The organism is Marinobacter sp. M1C (genome assembly GCF_023314135.1).
GTDB lineage: Bacteria > Pseudomonadota > Gammaproteobacteria > Pseudomonadales > Oleiphilaceae > Marinobacter.
Window position 1 is genome coordinate 895387 of record NZ_CP092289.1, and the last position, 23353, is coordinate 918739.

Sequence of the window (23353 nt, forward strand, 5' to 3'; positions counted from 1 at the left end):
GCCCTAAAAAGCCAGCGTTCTATCTCATCCCCCAGTGATCAACCGTTTTGTCTGACGACTATAGCGGCTTGGTACCACCTGATCCCATCCCGAACTCAGAAGTGAAACAAGCCTGCGCCGATGGTAGTGTGGTTCGTCCATGTGAGAGTAGGTCATCGTCAGACTCTTATTGCTAAATGCCCCGACAGCTCACGCTGCCGGGGCTTTTTTTTGGCTGAATAAAACGAAACCAGCCCAAAACAGGGACGGATTTCAAATCCGTCCCTAGTCTGTCCCCTATTCGTGAAATCTGTCCCGGTGGTATACTGCCAGACCAAAGCCCAATAAGCCTGATGGAGTTGCTGCATGCCTGCCAACGATCACCTCGTCATATTTGACACCACTCTGCGCGATGGCGAGCAAAGCCCCGGCGCCACCATGAACAAGGCCGAAAAGCTGCGTATTGCCAAAGCATTGGAAAAACTGCGTGTTGACGTCATTGAAGCCGGCTTTGCCATAGCCAGCCAGGGCGATTTTGAGGCAATCAAAGGAATCGCGGAAACCATCAAAGACTCCATAATATGCAGCCTGGCTCGTGCCATTGATGGTGACATTGATCGGGCTGCCGAGGCTGTGCGCCCGGCAAATTGCAGTCGCATTCACACATTTATAGCTACGTCCCCTATCCATATGAAGCACAAGCTGAATATGTCGCCTGACGAGGTGGTGGAGCAGGCCGTCCGTGCGGTTAAACGCGCGCGCAATCACGTTGCTGATGTGGAGTTTTCTTGTGAAGACGCGGGTCGTTCCGAGTTGGATTTTCTATGCCGCATTATTGAAGCGGCGATTGACGCAGGCGCTACAACCATCAATATTCCGGACACCGTGGGTTACGCTATACCCCATCAATTCGGCAATACCATGGCCCAGTTGTTGAATCGCATCCCCAACGCCGACAAGGCTATTTTCTCGGTTCATTGCCACAATGACTTGGGGCTTGCCGTCGCCAACTCTTTGGCAGCTGTATCTCAGGGCGCACGCCAGGTTGAATGCACCATTAACGGTCTAGGTGAGCGCGCCGGTAACGCCTCCTTGGAAGAGATTGTGATGGCGGTGCGTACTCGTCAGGACTACTTCAATCTTGATACCCGCATAGACGCTACTCACATAGTGCCGGCTTCCCGCTTAGTGTCGACCATTACCGGTTTCCCGGTACAGCCTAACAAAGCGATCGTAGGCGCCAACGCCTTTGCCCACGAGTCCGGTATTCACCAGGACGGCGTACTCAAGCACCGCGAAACCTATGAAATTATGAGGGCTGAAGACGTTGGCTGGCACACCAACAGCTTGGTGATGGGCAAGCACTCCGGCCGTAATGCATTCCGTACGCGGTTGTTAGAGCTCGGCATCCAGTTTGGCACCGAAACCGAGTTGAATGAGGCGTTTGCCCGCTTCAAAGCTCTCGCGGATCTGAAGCACGAAATTTTTGACGAAGACTTGCAGGCGATTGCCAGCAACACCCGTCAAAAAGATCAGTTAGGGCGCTTCGGATTGGTGTGCATGAAAGTGTGCTCGGAAACGGGTGTGATTCCGAAAGCCGATCTGACGATCACCATGGATGACAAAGAGCACAGTGTGCAGGCCGAAGGCAGTGGGCCGGTAGATGCGACATTCAAAGCCATTGAGTCATTGGTGGATTCCGGTTGCAAGCTTCAGCTCTACTCGGTGAACAACATTACCAGCGGTACCGATTCACAGGGCGAGGTTACGGTACGTCTTGAGCGCGGTGGTCGCATCGTTAACGGCGTAGGTGCAGACACTGACATCATTATTGCTTCGGCCAAAGCTTACATAGCAGCGTTGAATTTGATCAGTGCGGGCGGTATACGGCACCATCCGCAAGAAGCTGATGTATAAAAGTTATTAAGACACGTTTGAATAATTTGGCAGGATGTTAATGCGGACCCACGAAGCGGAACGGCAATTTTATTTGGCGATGGCCGGTGTGCAGCTCTGGTATGCTCGCGAGCCGCTGCCGGGTGCTGCGCCTAGCCCTGAATTCGTGTTTCCGTTAGAGCGCGCTCCAACGACTCCAGTGTTGCCAATGCCTGCCGGGAACCCTTCTGCGCCCATTCACGCGCCTTCTTCGGCCCACTTACCTAAAGCCAAACCGTTGCGCCGGGCAGATCCTGCGGCGGCTGCCCGCATTGCTGATCTGCAGTCGCTGATGAAAGCGGGAAAAACCGAGGCATCCCAGCCTGATCGCCGCCCCAAGCCGGTAGAAGATGTTCTTGCCAGCACCCGTTTGACTCCTGATCAGACGTCTGCCCCAGTGACGGATGCGTCGCCGGCGGTGGAAATCGCGCCTTTGCCAGCGGCGCTCTCGCCAACAACCCGCAATTCCGACCAGGTTGTGCCAACAGCTGATCCGCTAAAGGTTACCCTGGCGTTGTGGCAGGGCCGTAATGTCAGCCTGATAGCGGCACTCTCGAACGACGCCAGTGTCAAGTTGCAACAAGCGCTTGCGCACAATATTTTGCGAAGCCTCGGCGAAAAAGAGTCGAGTGAGAGCGTAACCGTAAACTGGCCGGTGTTTAACAACCTTCTGGTGCCTGGCAACCAGCCGCAGGATCTGGTTGGCGTTCTGAAACCGATTTTATCCGGCTTGAACGCTCAACATCTGATCGTACTGGGTGCGAATGCTGACGACCGTTTAAGCGCTGATCATGCCGGGGGCCCCGTGCCGTCCTGGCTAGCAGAAGCATTGCCGACAGTAAAACAGCCGCTGATGGCGTTCAGGTTCAGTCTTGCCGAACTTGCAGCGCAGTCTCAGTACAAGAGGGACCTGTGGAGTGCCATCAGGGAATGGGTGAGCTGAGTCATGGGAGACCGAACTAAGGCGTATCAGCAGGTGGCTCAGGGCGACCTCGTCATAGACACCTTGACTCCGGAAGAGCTGCCGGCAATCCTTGAAATAGAGCGCGGCTGCCATTCCAATCCCTGGTCCGCAGGTATCTTTGAAGATTGCTTTAAGTCCACTTATAAACTGTGGGCGGCGCGCCGTAATGGTGAGCTTGCCGGCTACGCGGTGGTGACCTATCAGTACGATGAAGCTCACCTACTGAATCTTTGCGTAGCACCCGCGGCACGCAGCCTGGGTGTCGCACGGCGGCTGTTACAGTATCTGATTGCGCAGTCCGGCCACGACGGTATGCAGCTGTTGCTGCTGGAGGTTCGCCATAGCAATCGGCACGCCTATCGCTTGTATTGCTCTGAGGGTTTTGATCAGGTTGGTGTGCGCCCGGATTATTACCCTGCGACCAATGGCCGTGAAAACGCTCGGGTGATGACGCGCCCCTGTTTGCTCTAAGCCACTGCACCGGGGTTCGCGTATAAACGCCTTAAGCCCTATAATGATGCCCTTCTCAGCACTTTCTATTCAGGTTGTCTTGTTACTATCTATTCAGGTCGTTTTGATACTATGTCGAATCCTTCCCAGCTCTCAACGGAAGTGGCTAACCGTCGCACTTTCGCGATTATTTCCCACCCGGACGCCGGTAAAACCACTATTACTGAAAAGGTGTTGCTGTTCGGTAAGGCTATTCAAAGGGCAGGCACTGTAAAAGGCAAAAAATCGGGCCAGCATGCCAAATCAGACTGGATGGAAATGGAAAAGGAGCGGGGCATTTCCGTCACCACCTCGGTGATGCAATTTCCCTACCACGGCAGTTTGATCAACCTGCTGGATACACCGGGACACGAAGACTTTTCCGAAGACACCTACCGTACCCTGACAGCCGTAGACTCCTGCCTGATGGTCATAGACAGCGCCAAAGGTGTTGAGGCGCGCACCATCAAGTTGATGGAAGTGACGCGCCTGCGAGATACGCCCATCATTACGTTCATGAACAAACTGGATCGAGAGACCCGTGATCCGGTAGATCTGATGGACGAAGTCGAAAGGGTTCTCAATATCGCCTGTGCGCCCATTACCTGGCCTATCGGCATGGGAAAGAGCTTTAAAGGGGTGTACCACCTGCTGCGGGATGAAGTGATTTTGTATCACACTGGGCAAGGCCATATGATTCAGGATGAGCGAATTATAAAAGGTCTCGACAATCCCGAGCTTGAGGCCGCCCTGGGTGGCTATGCCGCAGAACTGCGTGACGAGGTAGAGTTGGTGAAGGGCGCGTCTCACCAATTCGACCAGCAGGCTTTTCTGGCCGGAGAGTTAACGCCGGTATTTTTTGGCACCGCACTGGGAAATTTCGGAGTTGATCACATGCTGGATGGGCTTGTGGAATGGGCGCCTGCGCCACAGCCGAGGCAAACCGACCAGTGCCTGGTGCAGCCGGTGGATGAAAGTTTTTCTGGTTTCGTATTTAAAATACAGGCCAACATGGACCCACAGCACCGCGACCGCGTTGCCTTTTTACGGATAGTTTCAGGCCAGTATGCGCCAGGAATGAAAGCGCGCCACGTGCGGCTAGGCAAAGATGTGCGCTTTTCTGATGCGCTTACCTTTATGGCCGGAGACCGGGAGCGCGCAGAGGAGGCGTTTGCGGGTGATATTATCGGTTTGCACAACCACGGTACTATTCAGCTGGGGGACACCTTTACCTCCGGTGCCGACATGAAATTTACCGGCATCCCAAACTTTGCGCCTGAACTGTTCCGCCGCATCCGCTTGAAAGATCCGCTAAAAGCCAAACAGCTGCAAAAAGGGCTGATTCAACTGTCAGAAGAGGGCGCTGTTCAGCTATTCCGCCCGCTGCGCAACAACGATTTGATAGTTGGTGCTGTTGGGGTGCTGCAGTTTGACGTAGTGGTTAGTCGTCTGAAAACCGAATATAAGGTAGAGGCCATTTACGAGCCGATTAATGTATCCACGGCGCGCTGGGTAACCTGCACTGACGAGCGCAAGCTGGACGAGTTTAAACGCAAGAATAACGACAACCTGGCCCTCGATGGCGCTAATCAGCTAGCGTACATTGCGCCTACCATGGTGAATTTGAGCTTGGCTCAAGAGCGGTATCCCGACGTGGAGTTCCATAAAACCCGGGAGCATTGATTTTACCCGTTGCTATTCGGTTCAGAGGCCGACGTGATGCTGGTTGACGTCCATTGTCATTTCGATTTCCCCCAGTTTGACGGGCGGCGCGAGCAATTGATGGGCGAATTGCGTGGGCAGGGCATTGGCGGGCTGGTGATACCTGGCGTTCGCTGCGCCGATTGGCCGAAAGTACAGCAAGTCGCTATGGCTCATTCTGGTGTTTTTTACTGTTTGGGTATTCACCCTTGGTATATTGACGAACATGGCCCTGAGGATCTGCAGCGGTTGCGGGGCCGCTTGGCTAACGCGAGCGAGCTATGTGTGGGTGTTGGTGAGTGCGGGCTAGATCGGCTTCGGGGTAGCCTGAGCGAACAGATGCCATGGTTTGAAGCTCAGGTGAGAATTGCCGCCGAGTATCGGAGAGCGCTGGTGATCCATTCCGTTAAAGCTCATGATGAGGTTGTCGAGGTATTAAAAGCGGCGAATTGGACGGGTAATGCGTTGGTTCACGGCTTTTCCGGTAGCTATCAGCAAGCTGTAAAATTGATAGATTTGGGCTGTATGTTAGGGGTGGGTGGTGTGATTACTCACGCCAAAGGCGGTAAAACACGCGACACGTTAACGCGTGTCCCGGCCTCTGCGTTGGTTCTAGAGACAGACGCACCTGATATGGCACCGGCCGGTGTTCGGCACGGCCAGAACTCTCCGCAGTATCTGCCGGATATACTGCGAGAACTGGCCCTACTGCGTGGCGTAGCCGAGCCCGAATTAGCAGCTGTCCTGCTCGAAAATAGCTGTCGACTCTATGGTTCTGCGCTACAAGCGGAGCTTTTTCGGTCGCAACTGGGTGATTACCGAAACTGACGATATCGGGGTTGGATTTTTTTGCGACCTAAAGTATACTTCGCGACCTGGCTTTTCAAGGCGTTGATACTGTCTCAGCCCCGAACAGTTCAGCGCAACCAACAGGTAGAGAAATCTGCTGCTGTTATTTTCAGCGTAAAGCAGATTTTAACGATTATTTTATAGCGTTCAAGGCGGAATCAATGAAGACTCTGAGTGCGAAACCAGAAACTGTAAAACGTGACTGGTACGTTGTAGACGCAGCCGGCAAGACGCTGGGTCGTCTTTCAACCGAAATCGCCCTTCGTCTGCGGGGCAAGCATAAGCCTGAGTACACCCCCCATGTAGACACTGGCGATTATATTATTGTTATCAACGCCAGCCAGGTGCGGGTTACCGGCAAAAAGGCATCTGACAAGATGTACTACAGCCATACCGGCTTTCCGGGTGGAATCAAGTCCATCAGCTTTGAGAAGTTGATCGAAAAGGCCCCTGAGCAAATCATCCAGAAGTCTGTCAAAGGCATGCTTCCGAAGGGTCCGCTTGGTCGCGCCATGTTCCTGAAGCTGAAAACCTATGCCGGCGCTGAGCATCCTCACGCAGCCCAGCAGCCCAAAGAACTCGACATTTAACGGAAGGCGGATATGTCTGTAGCACAAAATTACGGTACCGGTCGCCGCAAAACCTCAACGGCTCGTGTTTTTATCAAGCCTGGAAGCGGTAGTATTTCCATCAACGGTCGCACCATCGAAGAATTCTTCGGTCGCGAAACCTTGCGTATGATCGTGCGTCAGCCTTTGGTTGTTGCCGAGTCTGTGGATCGTTTTGATATCAACGTCACGGTAAAAGGCGGTGGTATCAGTGGTCAGGCCGGCGCTATTCGCCACGGTCTGACACGCGCTCTGATGGAATACGACGAAACATTGCGTCCAGCCATGCGCAAAGCGGGTTATGTAACCCGTGATGCCCGTGAAGTTGAGCGTAAGAAAGTGGGTCTGCGTAAGGCGCGTAAGCGTCCTCAGTTCTCCAAGCGTTAATTTTTTGCTGGAGCAGACACAAAAACCCGGCTTATTGTCGGGTTTTTTTTCGCCTGTGTAACTCGCAACCAAATTGACTTGGCGCATGGTAAGAAGCCGCTGTAGCGGCTTTCCGACTTGTAAGGAAGTGGTAATTTCATTACTATTTGTGCGCTTATAATCTTGGGTTGTGAAGTCCTTTTAGATGCGCATTGCCGCAATGTTTGCGGTGTGTCATCGCCTGATGGGAGAAAACCATAATGAAAAATGGCGACGTGAGCCATGGTCGGCGTCGGTTTTTAGTCGGTGCTACGGCTGCGGTCGGCGGGGTTGGGATTGTTGGTGCTGCAGTGCCCTTCGTGGCGTCCTGGAATCCCAGTGCCAAAGCGGAAGCTGCGGGCGCACCGGTAACTGTCAATATTGAAAAAGTTGAGCCGGGTCAGCAGATCACTGTGGCGTGGCGGGGTAAACCGGTGTGGATTATCCGTCGTACACAAGAGATGCTGGATAATATTGAAAAGCTCAGCGACCAGGTGAAAGATCCCCAGTCGGAGTCTGAACAGCAACCGGCATACGCCCAGGACGTTTTTCGTTCAATAAAACCAGAGATCGCTGTTCTGGTGGGCTTGTGTACCCATTTGGGTTGTGTACCGACGTATCGGCCCGAGTTAGCTCCGTCCGATCTGGGTAAAGAGTGGTTGGGCGGTTTGTTTTGCCCCTGTCACGGCTCCCGCTACGACTTGGCCGGCCGCGTTTACGATGCGCAGCCTGCACCCCTGAACCTTGAGGTTCCGCCTTATCGGTACGATGACGACACGACCATTACCCTTGGTCTTGATCCGGAGGTTGCGTAATGTCAAAGCTAGTGCAGTGGGTAGATGAACGTCTCCCAATTGTTGAAGCCTGGAACAAACACCTGGCGAAATATTACGCGCCGAAGAACTTCAACTTTTGGTACTTCTTCGGTTTTTTGGCCATGGTGGTGTTGGTTAATCAGCTCGTTACCGGTATTTGGCTGACCATGAGTTACAATCCCTCCGGCGAAGGCGCTTTTGCCTCGGTGGAATACATCATGCGTGATGTACAGTGGGGCTGGCTGTTGCGTTATCTGCACTCTACCGGCGCTTCCGCGTTTTTCATTGTTGTCTACCTGCACATGTTCCGCGGTCTTTTGTATGGCTCGTACCAGAAGCCCCGTGAGCTGATCTGGCTGTTTGGCATGCTGATTTACTTGGTGCTGATGGCTGAAGCCTTCATGGGATACTTGCTTCCTTGGGGACAGATGTCCTATTGGGGCGCGCAGGTTATCGTGAACCTGTTTGGTGCTATTCCGGTGATTGGTGAAGACTTGTCGCTGTGGATTCGTGGTGATTACCTGATCTCTGGTATTACCTTGAACCGCTTCTTCGCTCTGCACGTTGTGGCCCTGCCTATCGTTTTGCTTGGACTAGTAGTGCTGCACATCCTGGCACTGCACGAAGTGGGTTCGAACAACCCTGATGGCATCGACATCAAGAAGAACAAAGACGAAAATGGCATTCCGAAAGACGGTATTCCGTTCCACCCGTACTACACCGTGCATGATTTGATGGGTGTAGGCGTATTTCTGTTCATTTTCTTTATTGTGGTGTTCTTCTTCCCTGAAATGGGCGGTCTATTCCTCGAAGCGCCGAACTTTGAGCCTGCCAATCCGTTGAAAACGCCTGCGCACATTGCTCCGGTATGGTACTTCACGCCATTTTACGCGATGTTGCGTGCGGTAACCGTTGACTTACTGGGGCTGTCTGCAAAGTTTTGGGGCGTAGTGGTGATGGGTGGTGCAATCGCCATACTGTTTGTTGTGCCTTGGCTGGACCGTAGCCCGGTTCGTTCCATGCGTTATAAAGGCTGGATGAGCCGTGTGGCGTTGGCTGTTTTTGTCATCAGCTTCGTTATTCTGGGTTATCTTGGCCTGGTACCGACGACTGAAGGCCGTACCATAGCCGCTCAGATTCTGACCGTGTGTTACTTCCTTTTCTTCATTCTTATGCCGTTCTATACGCGCATGGAGAAAACCAAGCCAGTTCCAGAGAGGGTGACAGGATAATGAAAAAGCTGATTCTTGGTCTTTTCATGGTCATCCTGCCGGCACTTGGGCTGGCAGCGGGTGGCGCCGTGCCACTGGACCACATCAAAACCGATCACACCGATAAAGCGTCATTGCAGCGCGGTGTGGCAATGTTCACTAACTATTGCATGGGCTGTCATTCCATGGAATACGCCCGCTACAAACGCGTGGCGGACGATCTGGAAATTCCGGTTGATCTGTACACGGAAAATCTAATTTTCACCGGTGCAAATATCGGTGAACTGATGAAAAACGCTATGAACAAGGATATGGCCGCTGGCTGGTTTGGTGCGCCGCCTCCGGATCTGACGTTGGAAACTCGCCTGCGTGGTGAGAGCTGGGTATATTCTTATCTGCGTGGGTTTTACAAAGACGACAGCCGCCCGCTAGGCGTAAACAACGTGGTATTCGCCAACGTGGGTATGCCCCACGTATTGGTTGAGCTACAGGGTTTGTGCGCGGTCAAGCCAAATATTGGCGTGGAAGCGTCGGTTGAGCCGCTCAGTGGTAATGTCAATAACGCAGACATCTGTCCCAGCTATGCCACCAAGGGCAGTATGTCGTCGGCAGAGTTTGACAGCGCCATATATGACCTGACCAATTTCATGTCTTACATGGCAGATCCGGTTAAGGTTGAGCGTGAACGCCTTGGTGTTTTTGTGCTGATTTTCGTCGCGATTTTCTTTGTGTTCGCCTACCTGCTCAACCGCGAGTACTGGAAGGATATACACTGAGAAATAGGGTATAATTAACAGCCCTGAGCTTTAGCGAGTCATGATTGGCTCGCTGGGCTTTTTTTGTTTTTCAGGGCCAATTTTTTTGATCAATCATGAGGTAGTGCTATGGGCGTTGTGACCAAGCGGTCGTCGATGACGTTTTTTTCAGACCCCGCGAGCCAGTATAGCCACAGGGTTCGTATCGTATTGGCTGAGAAGGGCGTTACCGTTGATATCGTAGATGTAGATCCGGATAACCCTCCGGCCGAGCTTGCTGACCTCAACCCGTACAACGCGTTGCCGACTCTGGTGGATAGGGATCTTGTGCTTTACGAGCCCAATATCATGATGGAATATCTGGATGAGCGTTTTCCTCATCCGCCGTTGCTGCCGGTTTACCCGGTCGCCCGTGCTAACAGCCGCCTGATGATTCATCGAATTCAGCGCGACTGGTGTGTCAAGGTCGATCAGATTGTGGCCCAGCCCAATGCCAAGGCTTCGGAAGTCGCTCGTAAGGAATTGCGCGAAAGCCTGCTGGCCACTGCGCCGGTATTCGGTGAAATGCCGTTTTTTCTGTCGGAAGAATTTACCATCGTGGATTGCTGTATTGCGCCGATTCTGTGGCGTTTGCCGGCTCTGGGTATTGAGCTGGACGACAAGCAGGCTAAGCCGCTGGATAAGTATATGAAGAGTATTTTTAGTCGCGAAGGTTTTAAGGCCAGTCTGTCTGACCTTGAAGAAGACATTCGTAGCTAAGCAGTGATTAATACGCCAGTCGTCGCAGCAGGAGAGTCGCAGTGGCCGATGTAAAAACTACCATGAGCTCCAGTCGCCCATATCTGGTGCGAGCGTTGAACGAGTGGGTTCTGGACAACGATTGCACGCCTTACATCGTGGTTGACGCCGGGATCCAAGGTGTGCAAGTTCCGAATGAGCACGTGGCGAATGGCCAGATCGTGCTCAATATCAGCCCTGGTGCTGTCAAGTCTCTGGTTATTGGCAATAGTGCTTTGGAATTCAACGCCCGTTTTGGTGGTGTGCCCATGCAAGTATTTGTGCCATTGCAGGCGGTGATCGCTATTTACGCCAAAGAAAATGGTGAAGGTATGGTGTTTGGTTCCGAACCTGGCATGCCAGATCCGAATGGCGCAGGTGAGCCCCGTAACGCCGATGGCTCCAAGTCCAAGGAGGATCGCCCGAGTGGTCGTCCGACTCTGAAGGTTGTTAGATAGAGTTATCCGCTCGTAAAAGCTGATGTTCTGGCAAGTAAAAACCGCTTTATTCAACCTGTCTTCTGACAGTGAGGGTGCAGCGGTTTTTTTTGGCTAAAATTCGTTAGCGCCCCGTCTGGCTAATTTTTGAGCACTCAGGCGCTCAGTCGGTCTACAAATTAGTCAGACGGGACATTGGCCGTTATTAACCACCGAACAGCTTACTGTCAACTCTGGCACACAGAACGTTGATGAGCAGCATTAGTATCGGCATGGCATCGCTTGGGCTGAGATTATTCAGTGCGATTTCATGATCTTGCGGATCCAACAAAGACGTAATATCGGATTTTTCATGGGCGCTCAATACGGCAACACTCATGTCACGATCGTGTGCGGCCTGAATGGCTTGAATAAGATTCGCCTTGTGGCCGTCGTCTACAATTAGAAATAGAAGGTCGCCGGGCTTGCCCACGGCGCGGATCTGGCGCGAGAAAGTGTCGTTAAAGCGGTTGTCCCGACAGATTGCCGAGTAGGTAGTGGCGTCTGAGCCCAGATTGATAGCCGGCAAGGCGGGGCGGTCTTGTTCGAAGCGGTTCAGAAATGCGGTGCAAAAATACTGCGCTACCACGTTGGCGCTGCCGTTGGCGCAGGTCACGATTTTTCCGTCTTGTAATAATACATTTACAAAAGCGTCAGCCATGGCTTCAATATTTTCGGTGGCCATACTTGCTGCCATAGCGGTATGTTCCATATGGCTGGCAAACCGCTGGTTGATCTCTTGTGCAGAATCGGTCATGGGTTGAAATCATCCTGCCTGTAGTGCGTTTTTAAGCCATTGTACCCGGTATTTTTTTAAGCTACCGGGACCAATAGCGATAACGTCAATACGGCTGTCGGTATTGCTCAGTTGGTGGCGGTGCAAATAAAAGCGCGCCGCTTGAATCAGGCGTTGCTGTTTACGCCAGGTAATAGATTCAGCCGCTCCGACCAAGCTGCCGGCGCGGCGATAACGGACCTCAAAAAAGACCAATGTTGTTCCATCCTGGCCGATCAGGTCGATTTCTCCACCGCGATTGTAAACATTTCGCGCCAGAATTTTTACGCCATAACTGGCCAGGTAGCGTGCAGCTACCCCTTCGTAGTAATCGCCGATTTTACGTTTGCCATCCATGGCTTTGGCTGTCCTTTGTCAGGTGATCAGAGTGCGCCCCCGGCAATCGCCGGCTTGGCCTGGGGCTGGTTGGCGTCGGTTTCTGCCTTGGGTAAGCTGGCAGGTATTGCTGGCAGCAGTTCGACGTTGCCGGAACTAAAGCGGGCCCAGCGCTGATAACGGCGAATACTGCCGGACGGCGTCATTGTCAGTACACCGGTTTGACCGTCAATAGTGGCTTCTGGAACCTGCTTAAGCAGGGGCAGGCGTTTGCTTAGGTGCCAAGCGTCTGCGCCCATGGCAAACAGGCGGCCGAGCTGTCCGCGCGTGGCGCCTGGAAGCTGGCTGCCGGCTTCATCCCGGAGAGGATTTTTTTCATCCAGCACCCAGGGTATGTCGGTAAATGTCACTCCGTTCAGGTCGCGGTCGCGGCCAGGCGCAGAGGTGCCCGCATAAACAATAGAGGGTGCGTAAACAGGCAGATCGCCGGCGAAATAAAACGCAAACAGGGGGTTCAGTTGACGTGCGGTATCAGGCTCGGCCACCATCACAATGGCTTGGGCATCTTGGCGACGCCGCGCTTCAAACTCAATATTGAGGCCTATGGTACGTTCCACATCAATAGCGCGGTCGCGGGAAGTGTTGATGCCCAGCAGGTCGGCAGTAACCGCGCGCAGGTTGTCCTCTCGCAAAAACCTCTGGCTGCCAATAACGCGCCCGCTATGTTTGGCCATCTGTTCGATTAAGGCGGCTTCTACGCGGTTGCCCCATTCGCCACTGGGAATGATCACCAGTATGCGTTTAAGCCCTTCGGCGCCCAGCCGATCCGCAATTTGCCGGGCTTCATCTTCAGCGGACAAGCCAAACTGGTACAGTCCTGCGGGGGCACTGACGCCCGGGGGCAGATAGTTAAGGGCCAGTGTTTGCAGGGGCAGACTGGGCAATTTGCCCAGTTCGGCCAGAGCGTCTTTATCCAGCGGGCCTACCAACAGGTCTACTGGTTGCTTCGCCAGTTCTTGATACAATTCCCCAAAAGTCTTCTGTTTGCTGTCGACAACCCGTATTCGCGTGGCTTCGCGGTCAACGGATGTATCGCTGAAGTAAGCAGCCAGAAAACCGTCTCGTATGGCTTTACCGGCGGTAGTCAGTGGGCCATTCAAGGGCAGTGCCAGAACAATCTGCTCAGGCCGGCTGGCCGCAAGGCCGGCAATCAGCTTCAGCTCAGAGGGCAGAAGCTGGGCCGCAGGATGACCTGGCCAGTTTGACTGCCAGCGCCGGATAGTCCGGCCCTGCTCGTCGAAGCCCATACCTGGTAATCTCACCTGTGTTGTCAGTTCCAGCCAGCCCTGGGTCTCGTAGCCTATTTCGCGACTGTCGGCGCTACTAAGTTGTGTGTCGCTGACAGTTTTTAACAATTGCCAGATGCGATCGTGCAGCGGTTGTGCGTTGGCGCTGCTGTCAGCTTGGGCCAGGGCGATCAAGGTTTTGGCGGCTTTTAGCGGATCGCCCGCCAGCGCGAGCGTCTGCGCCTGCAGGCTGCCGGCGCGATTAAGCAGCTCTGGCGTTACCTCCATAAAGCTGTTGATGCTCAGGTTTGCGATAATCTGCTGCGCCCACGTTTGGTCTTTAAGCGTCACCGCGCCGTTCATGGCCAATAATCGTTTCTGGCTGGCCAGCTTGGGTAGGGGTTGCGCCAATTGCCCGCTTTGCAGTAGCTTGCGCGCTCCCTGATGATCACCCTGCTGCTGAAAGCGGCTGGCGATGCGCAGCAGGTAGCGTTGTGCTGTATCTTGATTGCGCTCCTGGCTGGCCAGTTCCAGAGCTTGCGCTGGTGTGTCAACGACCTGGGACTGCAGATCAATCCCTGCGCAGCCGGCGGTTAGCAGAATAGCGGCCAATAGGCCGGCAATGGCGGGGTGGGCAAGGCGCTTGTTAGTCATAGCTGGCTCAGCGTGCTCCGAGTGGTTAAGCTTGGGAGAAAAACCCGCAAAGCTTAGCAGTTCCGGCATTAATTCACATGAAGTAAGTGTCATGCCGCGCTTCTATAAGCGCGCGGGTTCATACACACAGTCTCGCTTTTGCGGGCAAGGCGGTTAACACGATGGTTACAAAGCACGCAGACAAAGCTCAAGCCACTAGCGCCGGGGTGCTTTATATTGTCGCAACGCCCATTGGTAATCTGGACGACTTATCGACGCGTGCGGTAAAAACCCTGGCAACGGTAGACCTGATTGCCGCTGAAGATACGCGCCACAGCGGGCGCTTGCTGCAGCACTTGGGCTTGCACAAGCCAATGATGGCGCTACACGATCACAACGAGCGCGGCCAACACAGTCGGATACTCGCTGAGCTAGGGGCCGGCCGTAGTGTGGCTTTGATTTCCGATGCCGGAACGCCATTGATTTCAGATCCCGGTTTTATTTTGGTGCGCGAAGCCCGAGTCCAAGGCTTTCAGGTTAGCCCCATACCCGGTGCTTGTGCTCTGGTCGCAGCCTTGAGCGCCAGTGGCCTGCCCACCGATCGTTTTCAGTTTATTGGCTTTTTGCCGGCCAAAGGTTCCGGCCGTCGTTCGGTGCTGGAATCGCTGCAGGCCGAAACGTCAACTCTGGTTCTATATGAGTCACCCCATCGCATCACAGATACAATTGCTGATGTCATTACGGTAATGGGCGCAGGCCGGGAGCTGGTGCTGGGGCGGGAGCTGACCAAGGCGTTTGAAACCTTTTATAACGGCACAGCCGAGCAGGTGCTGGCCGAATTGCAGCAGGACCCCCACGGCAGTCGCGGTGAGTTTGTGGTGATGATTCACGGCGCAGCTCCAGAGCCGGATAGTGAGCAGACAACGCTGGACACCGATCGCCTATTAACGATTTTGTTGACCGAATTGCCAGTTAAGACTGCGGCGAAAATGGTGGCGGAGATTACCGGCCGCAAGAAGAACGAGCTTTACCAGCGCGCCTTGCATCTTAAAAGTGGTGGCTGAGCGCTGCGCTTTTGCTTGCATGGGCTGCGGCGCCGCGCTATTGTCAGCGCCGAGCTCGCCAGACAGTCGCCGCCGTTTTATCGGGGGAGGAAAGTCCGGGCTCCATAGGGCAAGGTGCCAGGTAACGCCTGGGCGGCGTGAGCCGACGGAAAGTGCAGCAGAGAGTAGACCGCCTAAGCCAGCGGATTCGTCCGATGGCCGGTAAGGGTGAAAGGGTGCGGTAAGAGCGCACCGCGTGGCTGGCAACAGTTCACGGCATGGTAAACCCCACCTGGAGCAAGACCAAATAGGAGTCCGTTGGCGTGGCCCGCGCTGGACTCGGGTAGGTTGCTTGAGGCCTGTGGTGACGCAGGCCCTAGATGAATGACTGTCCACGACAGAACCCGGCTTACCGGCGAGCTCGATTTTTTCACCCCTCTTTTAATCCCCGTTTAATCGCCTCTCGGCGAGTAATAGCCAAAAGATCTCACACCTCAACGACAGTCTGCGGTGTTCATTGCAGGTATTTGATTTTGTTTATTTTCTTAAGTTTAATCTAGCAGTTCCCCTTCAGCTCTGTTTGTAACTCATTGTCTTAAAAGCAAATTTTTTATATTAGCTCTCATAGTCGATGCTTGCATTGTCGAGTGCGTGTTTCTATAGTATGCACAAGTGGGAAAAAGTGGTTTTTAGTGGTTTATAGTGGATTCAAACCCCAGAGACAGGGCTAATGAGTAACTTTTTTGGCAGTCATGCGATCAATATGGACGTTAAGGGTCGCTTGGCGATCCCTGCCAAAGTGCGCGAGGAGCTCATTCAGGTCTGTGGCGGCCGTTTTATATTAACGGTTGCAGACGCCGACCGTTGTTTGCGGCTGTATCCGCAATCTGCGTGGGATGAATTGCGTCCCGCGATTGAAGCCCTTCCCAACATGAGTAGAGCAGCATTACGCCTGCAACGCCTGGTACTGGGTAATGCCGCTCAGATGGAACTGGATTCGGCAGGTAGGATTTTGATTCCACCCACGCTCAGACAATACGCCCGGCTGGAGAAAAAACTGATGTTAATAGGCCAGGGTAAAAAGCTGGAACTGTGGAGCGAGGAAAGCTGGAACCATTTGCTGGACACACCTCCTGACGCCGAAGAGATGACCGATGCTATGAAGGGCTTATCGCTGTGACGCTGACGTCGACGAATGGCGCTGCGGGTTCGTTCTCGCATCGCTCGGTATTGCTGGACTCAGCGGTAGATTTATTGCTGACCGATAGCGGCGGCCGCTACGTTGACGCTACGTTTGGCCGTGGCGGCCACAGCCGCATGATTCTTGAACGCCTGGCTGAAAATGGCGCGCTACTGGGTATCGATAAAGACCCGCAGGCCATCGATGAAGCTCGTGCTCTGGCGGCGGCAGATTCACGTTTTAATGCTTTTCATGGCTCGTTTGCTGACCTGAGTCAGGCGCTGGAACAGACGCATTGGCCTCAGGTTGAAGGTGTTCTGATGGATTTAGGTGTGTCTTCGCCACAGCTGGACGACGCCTCTCGTGGTTTTAGTTTTATGCGCCAGGGCCCACTGGACATGCGAATGAATCCTCAGCAATCGCCCAGTGCCGCAGAGTGGCTGGCCAGCGCTGATGAAAAAGTGATTGCTGACGTTATTTTTAAATACGGTGAAGAACGATTCTCCCGCCGTATTGCCCGGCTGATCGTGGAACGTCGAGCGGAAGCGCCGATCACCACTACTCTGGAGTTAGCAGAACTGGCAGCTAAGGCGGTGCCAAAAAAGGAAAAACACAAACACCCGGCAACCCGGACATTCCAGGCTATTCGCATTTTTATCAACCGCGAACTGGAGGATCTGGAGCTGGGATTGAAGGCCGCTGCCGAAAAACTGGCCCCTGGTGGCCGTTTGGTAGTGATCAGTTTTCACTCGTTGGAAGACCGGTTGGTGAAGCGTTTTATGCGTGATCTGGCGCGCGGTCCGCAGATGCCAAAGGGTATTCCGGTCACCGCAGCGGAAGAGTCATCGGCGTATCGCCTTATTGGTAAAGCCAGCAAGGCGGCGCCTGATGAGGTGAGCGATAACGTAAGAGCCCGCAGCGCGGTAATGCGGGTGTTGGAACGTCGCGCAGACATTGCACAGGAGAATATCTGATGGGCGCTGTGGCTATTGAAGAGCGGGTGCAAACCCGCCGCTTGAACACCAAGGTGGTAAGGAGTGGCGTAGCATCTGCGCTGCGCATTTCCGGCCAAGTGTTCGTTGCAACACGGCAAAGCAACGTTTTGGTCTCGCTGGTGCTGGTGACTATGTTGCTGGCTTCTGCCATTGGTGTGGTGGTGAGTGCCCATAAAAATCGTGTTCTGTTCAATGGGCTGTCACAACTGCATGAAGAACGTGACGGTTTCCAGAGAGAGTGGAGTCAGTTACTGGTAGAGCAAAGTGCGTTGAGCGCTTACGGGCGTGTTGAAAGCTTGGCGTCCACGCGTTTCGGTATGGTTGTGCCCGGGCGCCAGGACATTGTGTTGGTGCCACTTCTGGTGCCAGCAAAACAATCCTATTGAATTTCACGCATCTGCCAAAGCGTGTCATTAGGCCACTTGATAATGAAAAAAATCTCGAGCAGGAATCGCTAACGTGTCCGATCCGCAAGCCACAGCTACATGGAGTCAGCGCATCGCCGCTAACTGGCGCTATGGCTTTGTGTTGGGCGTATTTATATTTGTGATCGGTGCTATTTCCGTGCGCTTGGTGGATTTGCACGTTATCGACAACGAATTTTTGCGCCAGCAGGGCGATGCTCGGACCATTCGCGTAGAAAGTATAGACGCCCATCGCGGCGTTATTACCGATCGTTACGGCGAGCCACTGGCAGTTAGTACGCCGGTACAGACGCTTTGGATGAATCCATCGGAGATGGACGCAAAAGATCCGCGCATCGCCACTCTTGCTCGCTTGCTTCAGCTTGACGAAGCGACTCTGCGTCAGCGATTGACTGACTATGCCGCTCGGGAATTTATTTACCTTCGCCGAAAAATCCAGCCTGAACTGGCGCGTAACGCCATGGCTCTGGGTATCGGCGGAGTTTACTCCCGCCAGGAATATCGGCGCTACTACCCTGCTGGAGAAGTCACTGCGCACGTTGTTGGCTTTACCAACATAGACGAGAAGGGTCAGGAAGGTATTGAGCTGGCTTACAACCGGGTTTTGTCCGGAGAGTCCGGGCGTAAGCGGGTGTTGAAAGACAACCGTGGTCGGCTGATTAAAGATTTGACGCTGATTCGTGATGCCCGTCCGGGTGGCGAACTGACATTAAGCCTCGATCTGCGACTGCAGTATTTGGCTTACCGCGAATTGAAAGCGGTCGTTAGCGCACACAATGCCCGCGGTGGCACCCTGGTGATGCTGGATGCGAACAGTGGCGAAGTGCTGGCGATGGTGAACCAGGGTTCCTATAACCCTAATGACCGCAGCCAACTGGCGGCGGAAAATCTTCGCAACAAAGCCATTACCGATCTGTTTGAACCGGGTTCTGCGATGAAGCCCCTGGCTATGGCCGCGGCGCTGGAAACTGGTCTATACACGATCGGCAGCCAGATTGATACGTCCCCGGGTTTTCGCCGTTTTGGCCGTTTTACCATTCGTGACAGTGGCAACTATGGGGTTTTGAGTCTGACGGATATCGTTGTGAAGTCCAGCAACGTAGGCATGAGCAAGATTGCCACCGAGATTGGCGGCCAAGTGATTCGCGATTTTTACGCCCGGGTCGGCCTGGGTCAGCCGACGGGCATTGGCTTTCCGGGTGAAGCTATCGGGGTTCTACCATCGCCCGTTAAATGGCGCCCGGCGGCAGAGGCCACGCTGTCTTACGGTTACGGGCTTAGCGTAAATGCGCTGCAGTTGGCCCAAGCTTATATGGTCATTGCCAACGGTGGCGTGCGCTATCCGTTGAGCTTGTTGAAGCTGAATCATGCGCCGACCGGCGAGCGTGTGGTGTCAGAGCAGGTAACAGCACAGATTCGCAGCATGCTCAGTGACGTTGTCACTCGCGGTACCGGCAAGCGCGCGCAACCGGGGTTCTATTCTGCCGGAGGTAAAACCGGCACCGTTCACCTGGTGGGTGCCCAAGGTTACGAAGAGGGCCAGTACAAAGCCATATTTGCTGGCATGGCGCCCATTGATAACCCGCAAATTGTCACTATCGTGGGGGTGGATGCGCCCCAGTCTGGCGGGTATTACGGTGGTGAGGTGGCCGCGCCGGTGTTTGCGCGGGTGATGAGCGACGCCTTGCGGTTGCTCAATGTCAAACCGGAGTTGGACATAGTGCACAGCGGTGCGCCGCGGCCGTCAGCACCTTCATCCGCCAGCGGGGAGAGGGGCTGACCATGCAGATAACGTCGTTAAATACACTGTTGCAAGGCGTAGTTGTGGTGCCGTCGGTATTCGATGTGACCATCCATGGCTTGCAAACTGACAGCCGTAAAGTGCGGACCGGTGATGCGTTTGTAGCGCTGGCGGGCGCCCATACAGGGCCCGAACAGTATATAGACGACGCTATTCGCGCTGGCGCATCGGTGGTTTTGCTGGAATCTGAACAGGCTGGTGAGTGCAGCGAGCGTAGTGGCGCCTTGATCGTGCTGGTGCCCGAATTAAAAGCCCGGCTGGGTAAGCTTGCAGACCGTTTCTTTGAATACCCGTCACAGCGCCTGCAGCTGATTGGCGTAACGGGTACCAACGGTAAAACCTCGGTAACCCAGTATATTGCACAGCTACTTCAAGCGGCGGGTACGCCCTGTGGCTTAATGGGCACGTTAGGTAACGGCATGCCCGAGGCTTTGCAGCCGGCGACGCACACAACCCCCGACGTGGTGCAAGCCAATCGGGTACTGGCAGGTATTTTAGCCAGCGGCGGCCGTGCTGCGGCGATGGAGGTGTCTTCCCATGCGTTGGATCAGGGCCGTATTGATCGTCTTACTCTAACGGCCGCGGTGTTTACCAATTTGACCCGGGATCATCTTGATTACCACGGTTCCATGGCCGCCTATGGTGAAGCCAAGGCCAAGCTTTTCACCCGTGAAGAGTTGCGCTTTGTGGTGATTAATGTCGACGACCCATTTGGTCGTACGCTATACCACCAGCTTGAAGGCAAGTGTGACCGCCTCCGCTTCAGCCTGCATGAGCCGCAAGTGGAGTTATCGCTAAAAGAATTCTGCGTTTTGGACAACGGCTTTCGCGCCGTGCTGGATGGCCGGTGGGGCGAATTCACCATCGAGGCGCCACTGATGGGCCGCTTTAACGCCAGCAATGTACTGGCTGCGGTTGCCACAGTGATGGCGTTGGGGGTTGATGTAACCCAAGTGCAGCAAGGCGTTCGCCGGCTAGTGCCACCCGCCGGACGCTTGCAGGTGTTTACCGCCGGCGACGGTGCCCGGGCGGTGGTGGACTATGCCCACACCCCTGATGCTTTGCACAACGCGTTGGCGGCGTTGCGCCCTCACGTAAGCGGGCGGCTGATTTGCGTTTTCGGCTGTGGCGGCGACCGTGACAGTGGCAAACGGCCCGAAATGGCGCAACAGGCTGAAAACGGCGCTGATCTGGTGATTGTCACTGACGATAACCCGCGTACCGAAAATCCATCCGCTATCACAGCCGATATCATGGCCGGATTTATAGCTCCAGAAAAGATTCAACTGATTCACAGTCGTGCCCAGGCCATCGCCACCGCCCTTGCTCTGGCCGGCCCGAACGATCTGGTACTGGTGGCTGGCAAAGGCCACGAAGACTATCAGGATATCGCCGGTTGCAAGCATCCCTTCAGTGACAGCGAGCAGGTAACCCATGCACTAAAGCAGCGGGAGGAAGTGGCATGATGCGCGCCTTTTCGCTAGCGGAAGCCGTGCAGTGGTTGCAGCCTGACTGTCATTTTGACGGGCCGGACAATTTAACGTTTAACGCGGTCAACACCGACACCCGCAGCTTGCTGCCAGGGCAGTTGTTCGTGGCGCTGCGCGGTGAGAATTTTGACGGCCACCGGTTTTTGCAGCAAGCACAGGAGCAGGGCGCAAGCGCCGCCGTTGTGGATCGTATTGATGCCACTGTGGGCCTGCCCCAGTTGCTGGTCAGCGACACCTTGATCGCGCTGGGCCAACTGGCAACGGCGCACCGTGAAACCAGCAACGCGGTTCTGGTTGCCATTACCGGCAGCAGCGGCAAAACCACGGTTCGCGAAATGACCGGGGCCATTTTGCAGCAGATGGGCCCGGCTTTGATTACCCAAGGCAATCTGAACAATCACATTGGTGTGCCGCTGACCCTGTTTGGCCTGGCTTCTCAGCACCGCTTTGGTGCGATCGAGCTGGGCGCCAGTGGCCTTGATGAAATTGCTTATACGGTGGCCATGGTGAAACCGCAGGTGGTGATTCTGACCAACGCGGGCCAAGCCCATCTTGAAGGTTTTGGCAGCTACCAAAACATCGTGCTTGCCAAGGGCGAAATTATCGACGGCGTGGCCGATGACGGCCTGGTTGTGCTTAATCGGGACGATCCGGCGTTTGATCAGTGGCTGGCGCGTGCCGGCCGTCGCCGTGTGGCAAGCGTAAGTCGCGTAGGCCATGCCGGAGCTGATTATAGGGCGACAGCCGGGGCTGGCGGCCAGCTGCAGATCAGCGGGCCAGATGGTTGGCTTTGCGACCTACGGCTTGGTCTTGAAGGTGAGCACAATCTCAGTAACGCCGCTATGGCGGCAGCTGCAGCGCGGGAGTTGGGCGCCACCAATGAACATATTAAAGCCGGGCTGGAGCAGGTGTTAGCGGTGAAAGGTCGCTTGCACATACGACCACTGGCGCAGGGTTGGACCCTCATTGATGACAGTTACAACGCCAATCCGGAGTCGATCAAAGCCGCGCTGGCGGTGCTGGCAAAACGCCCGTCACCGCGCATTGCGGTGCTGGGCGCCATGGCTGAACTGGGCGAGCAGGCTGCCCAGCTGCACCAGGAAGTCGCGCAATACGCCCGTGATCTTGGCATTGAGCGGTTGCTGGCGGTAGGCCCGGGCTGTGAGGGCTACGCCCGGGGGTTTGGTGCCACGGTGGAAATCTGCACCAGTCACGACCAGGCGATTAATGCCGTTTTAAAAAACACACAGGTACCGGCCACCGTGCTGGTGAAAGGTTCTCGCAGTTCCGCCATGGAGATTGTGGCGGAGGGAATAAAAAATAAGGTGAATAACACATGCTGCTCTGGTTAACAGAGATACTCTCACAGTACTTCACATCGCTGACGGTGTTTCAGTACCTTACTTTGCGCGGCATTCTGGGCACGCTCACGGCGCTGTTGATTTCATTGCTGGTGGGCCCGGTGATGATTCGCAAGCTGGCGCAATACCAAATTGGCCAGGCGGTGCGCGACGACGGCCCGCAAACCCATCTGAGCAAAGCCGGTACGCCCACGATGGGTGGCGCGCTCATTCTGGTGGCCATCGCCGTCAGTACCTTGTTGTGGGCAGACTTAAGCAACCGCTACGTGTGGATTACCCTTCTGGTCACTCTGTTATTTGGCGCTATCGGCTGGGTAGATGATTACCGCAAGGTGGTTGAGCGCAACCCTCGTGGCCTGCCGGCCCGGTGGAAGTATTTCTGGCAGTCGGTGGTGGGTGCCGGTGCCGCTATCACGTTGTTTATGACAGCGTCTTTGCCCCAGGAAACCTCGCTGTATCTGCCGTTTTTCAAACAGGTGTCGCTCACCATGGGGCCAGTGCTGTTTATTCTGCTGACCTATTTCGTGATTGTTGGCACCAGTAACGCAGTCAACCTCACCGACGGTCTAGACGGCCTGGCGATTATGCCCACGGTGATGGTAGCTGCTGCGCTTGGCATATTTGCCTACCTGTCGGGCCACGTCCAGTTTGCCAATTACCTGCTAATTCCTCGCTTACCTGGCAGCGGCGAACTGATTGTGTTTTGCGGCGCCATTGTCGGCGCCGGTCTGGGATTTTTGTGGTTCAACACCTATCCCGCTCAGGTGTTTATGGGCGATGTCGGTGCTCTTGCTCTGGGCGCAGCTCTTGGCATAGTGGCGGTGATTGTGCGCCAGGAAATTGTGCTGTTCATCATGGGCGGCGTGTTTGTGATGGAAACCGTATCAGTGATTTTGCAGGTGGCGTCGTTCCGCCTGACCGGGCGGCGAATTTTCCGCATGGCGCCGCTGCATCACCATTTCGAATTGAAGGGCTGGCCCGAACCGCGGGTTATCGTGCGTTTTTGGGTTATTACCGTGGTTCTGGTGTTGATTGGTTTGGCCAGCTTGAAGCTGAGATAAGGA

At 54.6% G+C, this 23353-nt stretch carries 23 protein-coding genes, 1 rRNA gene and 1 other RNA gene; 22 read left to right on the forward strand and 3 right to left on the reverse strand.

Going from position 1 to position 23353, the window contains the following annotated elements:
• Positions 1-50: 50 nt before the first annotated feature.
• The 13 genes from rrf (at position 51) to MIH19_RS04310 (ending at position 10946) form a co-directional block, all read left to right on the forward strand.
• Positions 51-164 (forward strand): 5S ribosomal RNA (rrf, locus tag MIH19_RS04250).
• A gap of 181 nt (positions 165-345) precedes the next feature.
• Positions 346-1896, forward strand: coding sequence for a 2-isopropylmalate synthase (locus tag MIH19_RS04255; RefSeq protein ID WP_249007696.1), 1551 nt, complete (start codon positions 346-348; stop codon positions 1894-1896).
• 40 nt (positions 1897-1936) lie between these two features.
• On the forward strand, positions 1937-2857 hold the full coding sequence (locus MIH19_RS04260) for a 2-isopropylmalate synthase (RefSeq protein ID WP_249007697.1): 921 nt from the start codon (positions 1937-1939) through the stop codon (positions 2855-2857).
• A gap of 3 nt (positions 2858-2860) precedes the next feature.
• Entirely contained in the window at positions 2861-3349 is a 489-nt protein-coding gene (gene rimI / locus MIH19_RS04265; protein ID WP_249007698.1) for a ribosomal protein S18-alanine N-acetyltransferase, read from the forward strand.
• 111 nt (positions 3350-3460) lie between these two features.
• A complete protein-coding gene (prfC, locus tag MIH19_RS04270) occupies positions 3461-5050 on the forward strand; it encodes a peptide chain release factor 3 (RefSeq protein WP_098419536.1) in 1590 nt (529 codons plus the stop codon).
• A 36-nt stretch (positions 5051-5086) separates the two neighbouring features.
• Positions 5087-5896 (forward strand): TatD family hydrolase, encoded by an 810-nt coding sequence (locus tag MIH19_RS04275; RefSeq protein ID WP_249007699.1) that lies wholly within the window; start codon positions 5087-5089, stop codon positions 5894-5896.
• A gap of 182 nt (positions 5897-6078) precedes the next feature.
• Positions 6079-6507 carry a 50S ribosomal protein L13 gene (rplM, locus tag MIH19_RS04280; protein ID WP_018404896.1) on the forward strand — a complete coding sequence of 143 codons (429 nt, stop codon included), beginning with the start codon at positions 6079-6081 and terminating at the stop codon, positions 6505-6507.
• 12 nt (positions 6508-6519) lie between these two features.
• Entirely contained in the window at positions 6520-6912 is a 393-nt protein-coding gene (rpsI, locus tag MIH19_RS04285; RefSeq protein ID WP_007348971.1) for a 30S ribosomal protein S9, read from the forward strand.
• 239 nt (positions 6913-7151) lie between these two features.
• Positions 7152-7745, forward strand: coding sequence for a ubiquinol-cytochrome c reductase iron-sulfur subunit (petA, locus tag MIH19_RS04290; RefSeq protein WP_249007700.1), 594 nt, complete (start codon positions 7152-7154; stop codon positions 7743-7745).
• Entirely contained in the window at positions 7745-8977 is a 1233-nt protein-coding gene (locus MIH19_RS04295; protein WP_249007701.1) for a cytochrome bc complex cytochrome b subunit, read from the forward strand. The genes petA and MIH19_RS04295 overlap by 1 nt, the downstream gene beginning before the upstream one ends.
• Positions 8977-9732, forward strand: coding sequence for a cytochrome c1 (locus MIH19_RS04300; protein ID WP_249007702.1), 756 nt, complete (start codon positions 8977-8979; stop codon positions 9730-9732). Before MIH19_RS04295 ends, MIH19_RS04300 begins: the two co-directional genes overlap by 1 nt.
• Positions 9733-9840: 108 nt before the next feature.
• Positions 9841-10470 carry a glutathione S-transferase N-terminal domain-containing protein gene (locus MIH19_RS04305; protein ID WP_007348967.1) on the forward strand — a complete coding sequence of 210 codons (630 nt, stop codon included), beginning with the start codon at positions 9841-9843 and terminating at the stop codon, positions 10468-10470.
• A gap of 62 nt (positions 10471-10532) precedes the next feature.
• Positions 10533-10946 (forward strand): ClpXP protease specificity-enhancing factor, encoded by a 414-nt coding sequence (locus tag MIH19_RS04310; RefSeq protein WP_249008939.1) that lies wholly within the window; start codon positions 10533-10535, stop codon positions 10944-10946.
• A 184-nt stretch (positions 10947-11130) separates the two neighbouring features.
• On the opposite strand, the gene MIH19_RS04315 is transcribed toward MIH19_RS04310, so the two are convergent.
• The 3 genes from MIH19_RS04315 to MIH19_RS04325 are packed head-to-tail and all read right to left on the reverse strand — an operon-like array spanning position 11131 to position 14108.
• Positions 11131-11721 (reverse strand): SIS domain-containing protein, encoded by a 591-nt coding sequence (locus MIH19_RS04315; RefSeq protein ID WP_249007703.1) that lies wholly within the window; start codon positions 11719-11721, stop codon positions 11131-11133.
• Positions 11722-11730: 9 nt separating this feature from the next.
• Entirely contained in the window at positions 11731-12096 is a 366-nt protein-coding gene (locus MIH19_RS04320; protein WP_249007704.1) for a YraN family protein, read from the reverse strand.
• A 26-nt stretch (positions 12097-12122) separates the two neighbouring features.
• A complete protein-coding gene (locus MIH19_RS04325; RefSeq protein ID WP_249007705.1) occupies positions 12123-14108 on the reverse strand; it encodes a penicillin-binding protein activator in 1986 nt (661 codons plus the stop codon).
• Positions 14109-14176: 68 nt separating this feature from the next.
• On the opposite strand from MIH19_RS04325, the gene rsmI reads away from it, so the two are divergent.
• From rsmI to mraY, 9 genes are all read left to right on the forward strand, one after another.
• Complete coding sequence (rsmI, locus tag MIH19_RS04330) at positions 14177-15058, forward strand: 16S rRNA (cytidine(1402)-2'-O)-methyltransferase (protein WP_249007706.1); 882 nt, start codon at positions 14177-14179, stop codon at positions 15056-15058.
• Positions 15059-15108: 50 nt separating this feature from the next.
• Positions 15109-15465: RNase P RNA component class A (gene rnpB / locus MIH19_RS04335), an RNA gene on the forward strand.
• A 302-nt stretch (positions 15466-15767) separates the two neighbouring features.
• Positions 15768-16217 carry a division/cell wall cluster transcriptional repressor MraZ gene (gene mraZ, locus MIH19_RS04340; RefSeq protein WP_249007707.1) on the forward strand — a complete coding sequence of 150 codons (450 nt, stop codon included), beginning with the start codon at positions 15768-15770 and terminating at the stop codon, positions 16215-16217.
• Positions 16214-17191, forward strand: coding sequence for a 16S rRNA (cytosine(1402)-N(4))-methyltransferase RsmH (rsmH, locus tag MIH19_RS04345; RefSeq protein WP_249007708.1), 978 nt, complete (start codon positions 16214-16216; stop codon positions 17189-17191). Before mraZ ends, rsmH begins: the two co-directional genes overlap by 4 nt.
• Entirely contained in the window at positions 17191-17598 is a 408-nt protein-coding gene (gene ftsL, locus MIH19_RS04350; RefSeq protein WP_249007709.1) for a cell division protein FtsL, read from the forward strand. The genes rsmH and ftsL overlap by 1 nt, the downstream gene beginning before the upstream one ends.
• A 73-nt stretch (positions 17599-17671) precedes the next feature.
• Complete coding sequence (locus tag MIH19_RS04355) at positions 17672-19417, forward strand: penicillin-binding protein 2 (protein ID WP_249007710.1); 1746 nt, start codon at positions 17672-17674, stop codon at positions 19415-19417.
• A 2-nt stretch (positions 19418-19419) separates the two neighbouring features.
• Positions 19420-20904, forward strand: coding sequence for a UDP-N-acetylmuramoyl-L-alanyl-D-glutamate--2,6-diaminopimelate ligase (locus MIH19_RS04360; RefSeq protein ID WP_249007711.1), 1485 nt, complete (start codon positions 19420-19422; stop codon positions 20902-20904).
• Positions 20901-22280: a UDP-N-acetylmuramoyl-tripeptide--D-alanyl-D-alanine ligase gene (gene murF, locus MIH19_RS04365; RefSeq protein ID WP_249007712.1), complete on the forward strand. Its 1380-nt coding sequence runs from the start codon at positions 20901-20903 to the stop codon at positions 22278-22280. Before MIH19_RS04360 ends, murF begins: the two co-directional genes overlap by 4 nt.
• A complete protein-coding gene (gene mraY, locus MIH19_RS04370) occupies positions 22265-23350 on the forward strand; it encodes a phospho-N-acetylmuramoyl-pentapeptide-transferase (protein WP_249007713.1) in 1086 nt (361 codons plus the stop codon). The genes murF and mraY overlap by 16 nt, the downstream gene beginning before the upstream one ends.
• The last annotated feature ends 3 nt before the right edge of the window (positions 23351-23353 follow it).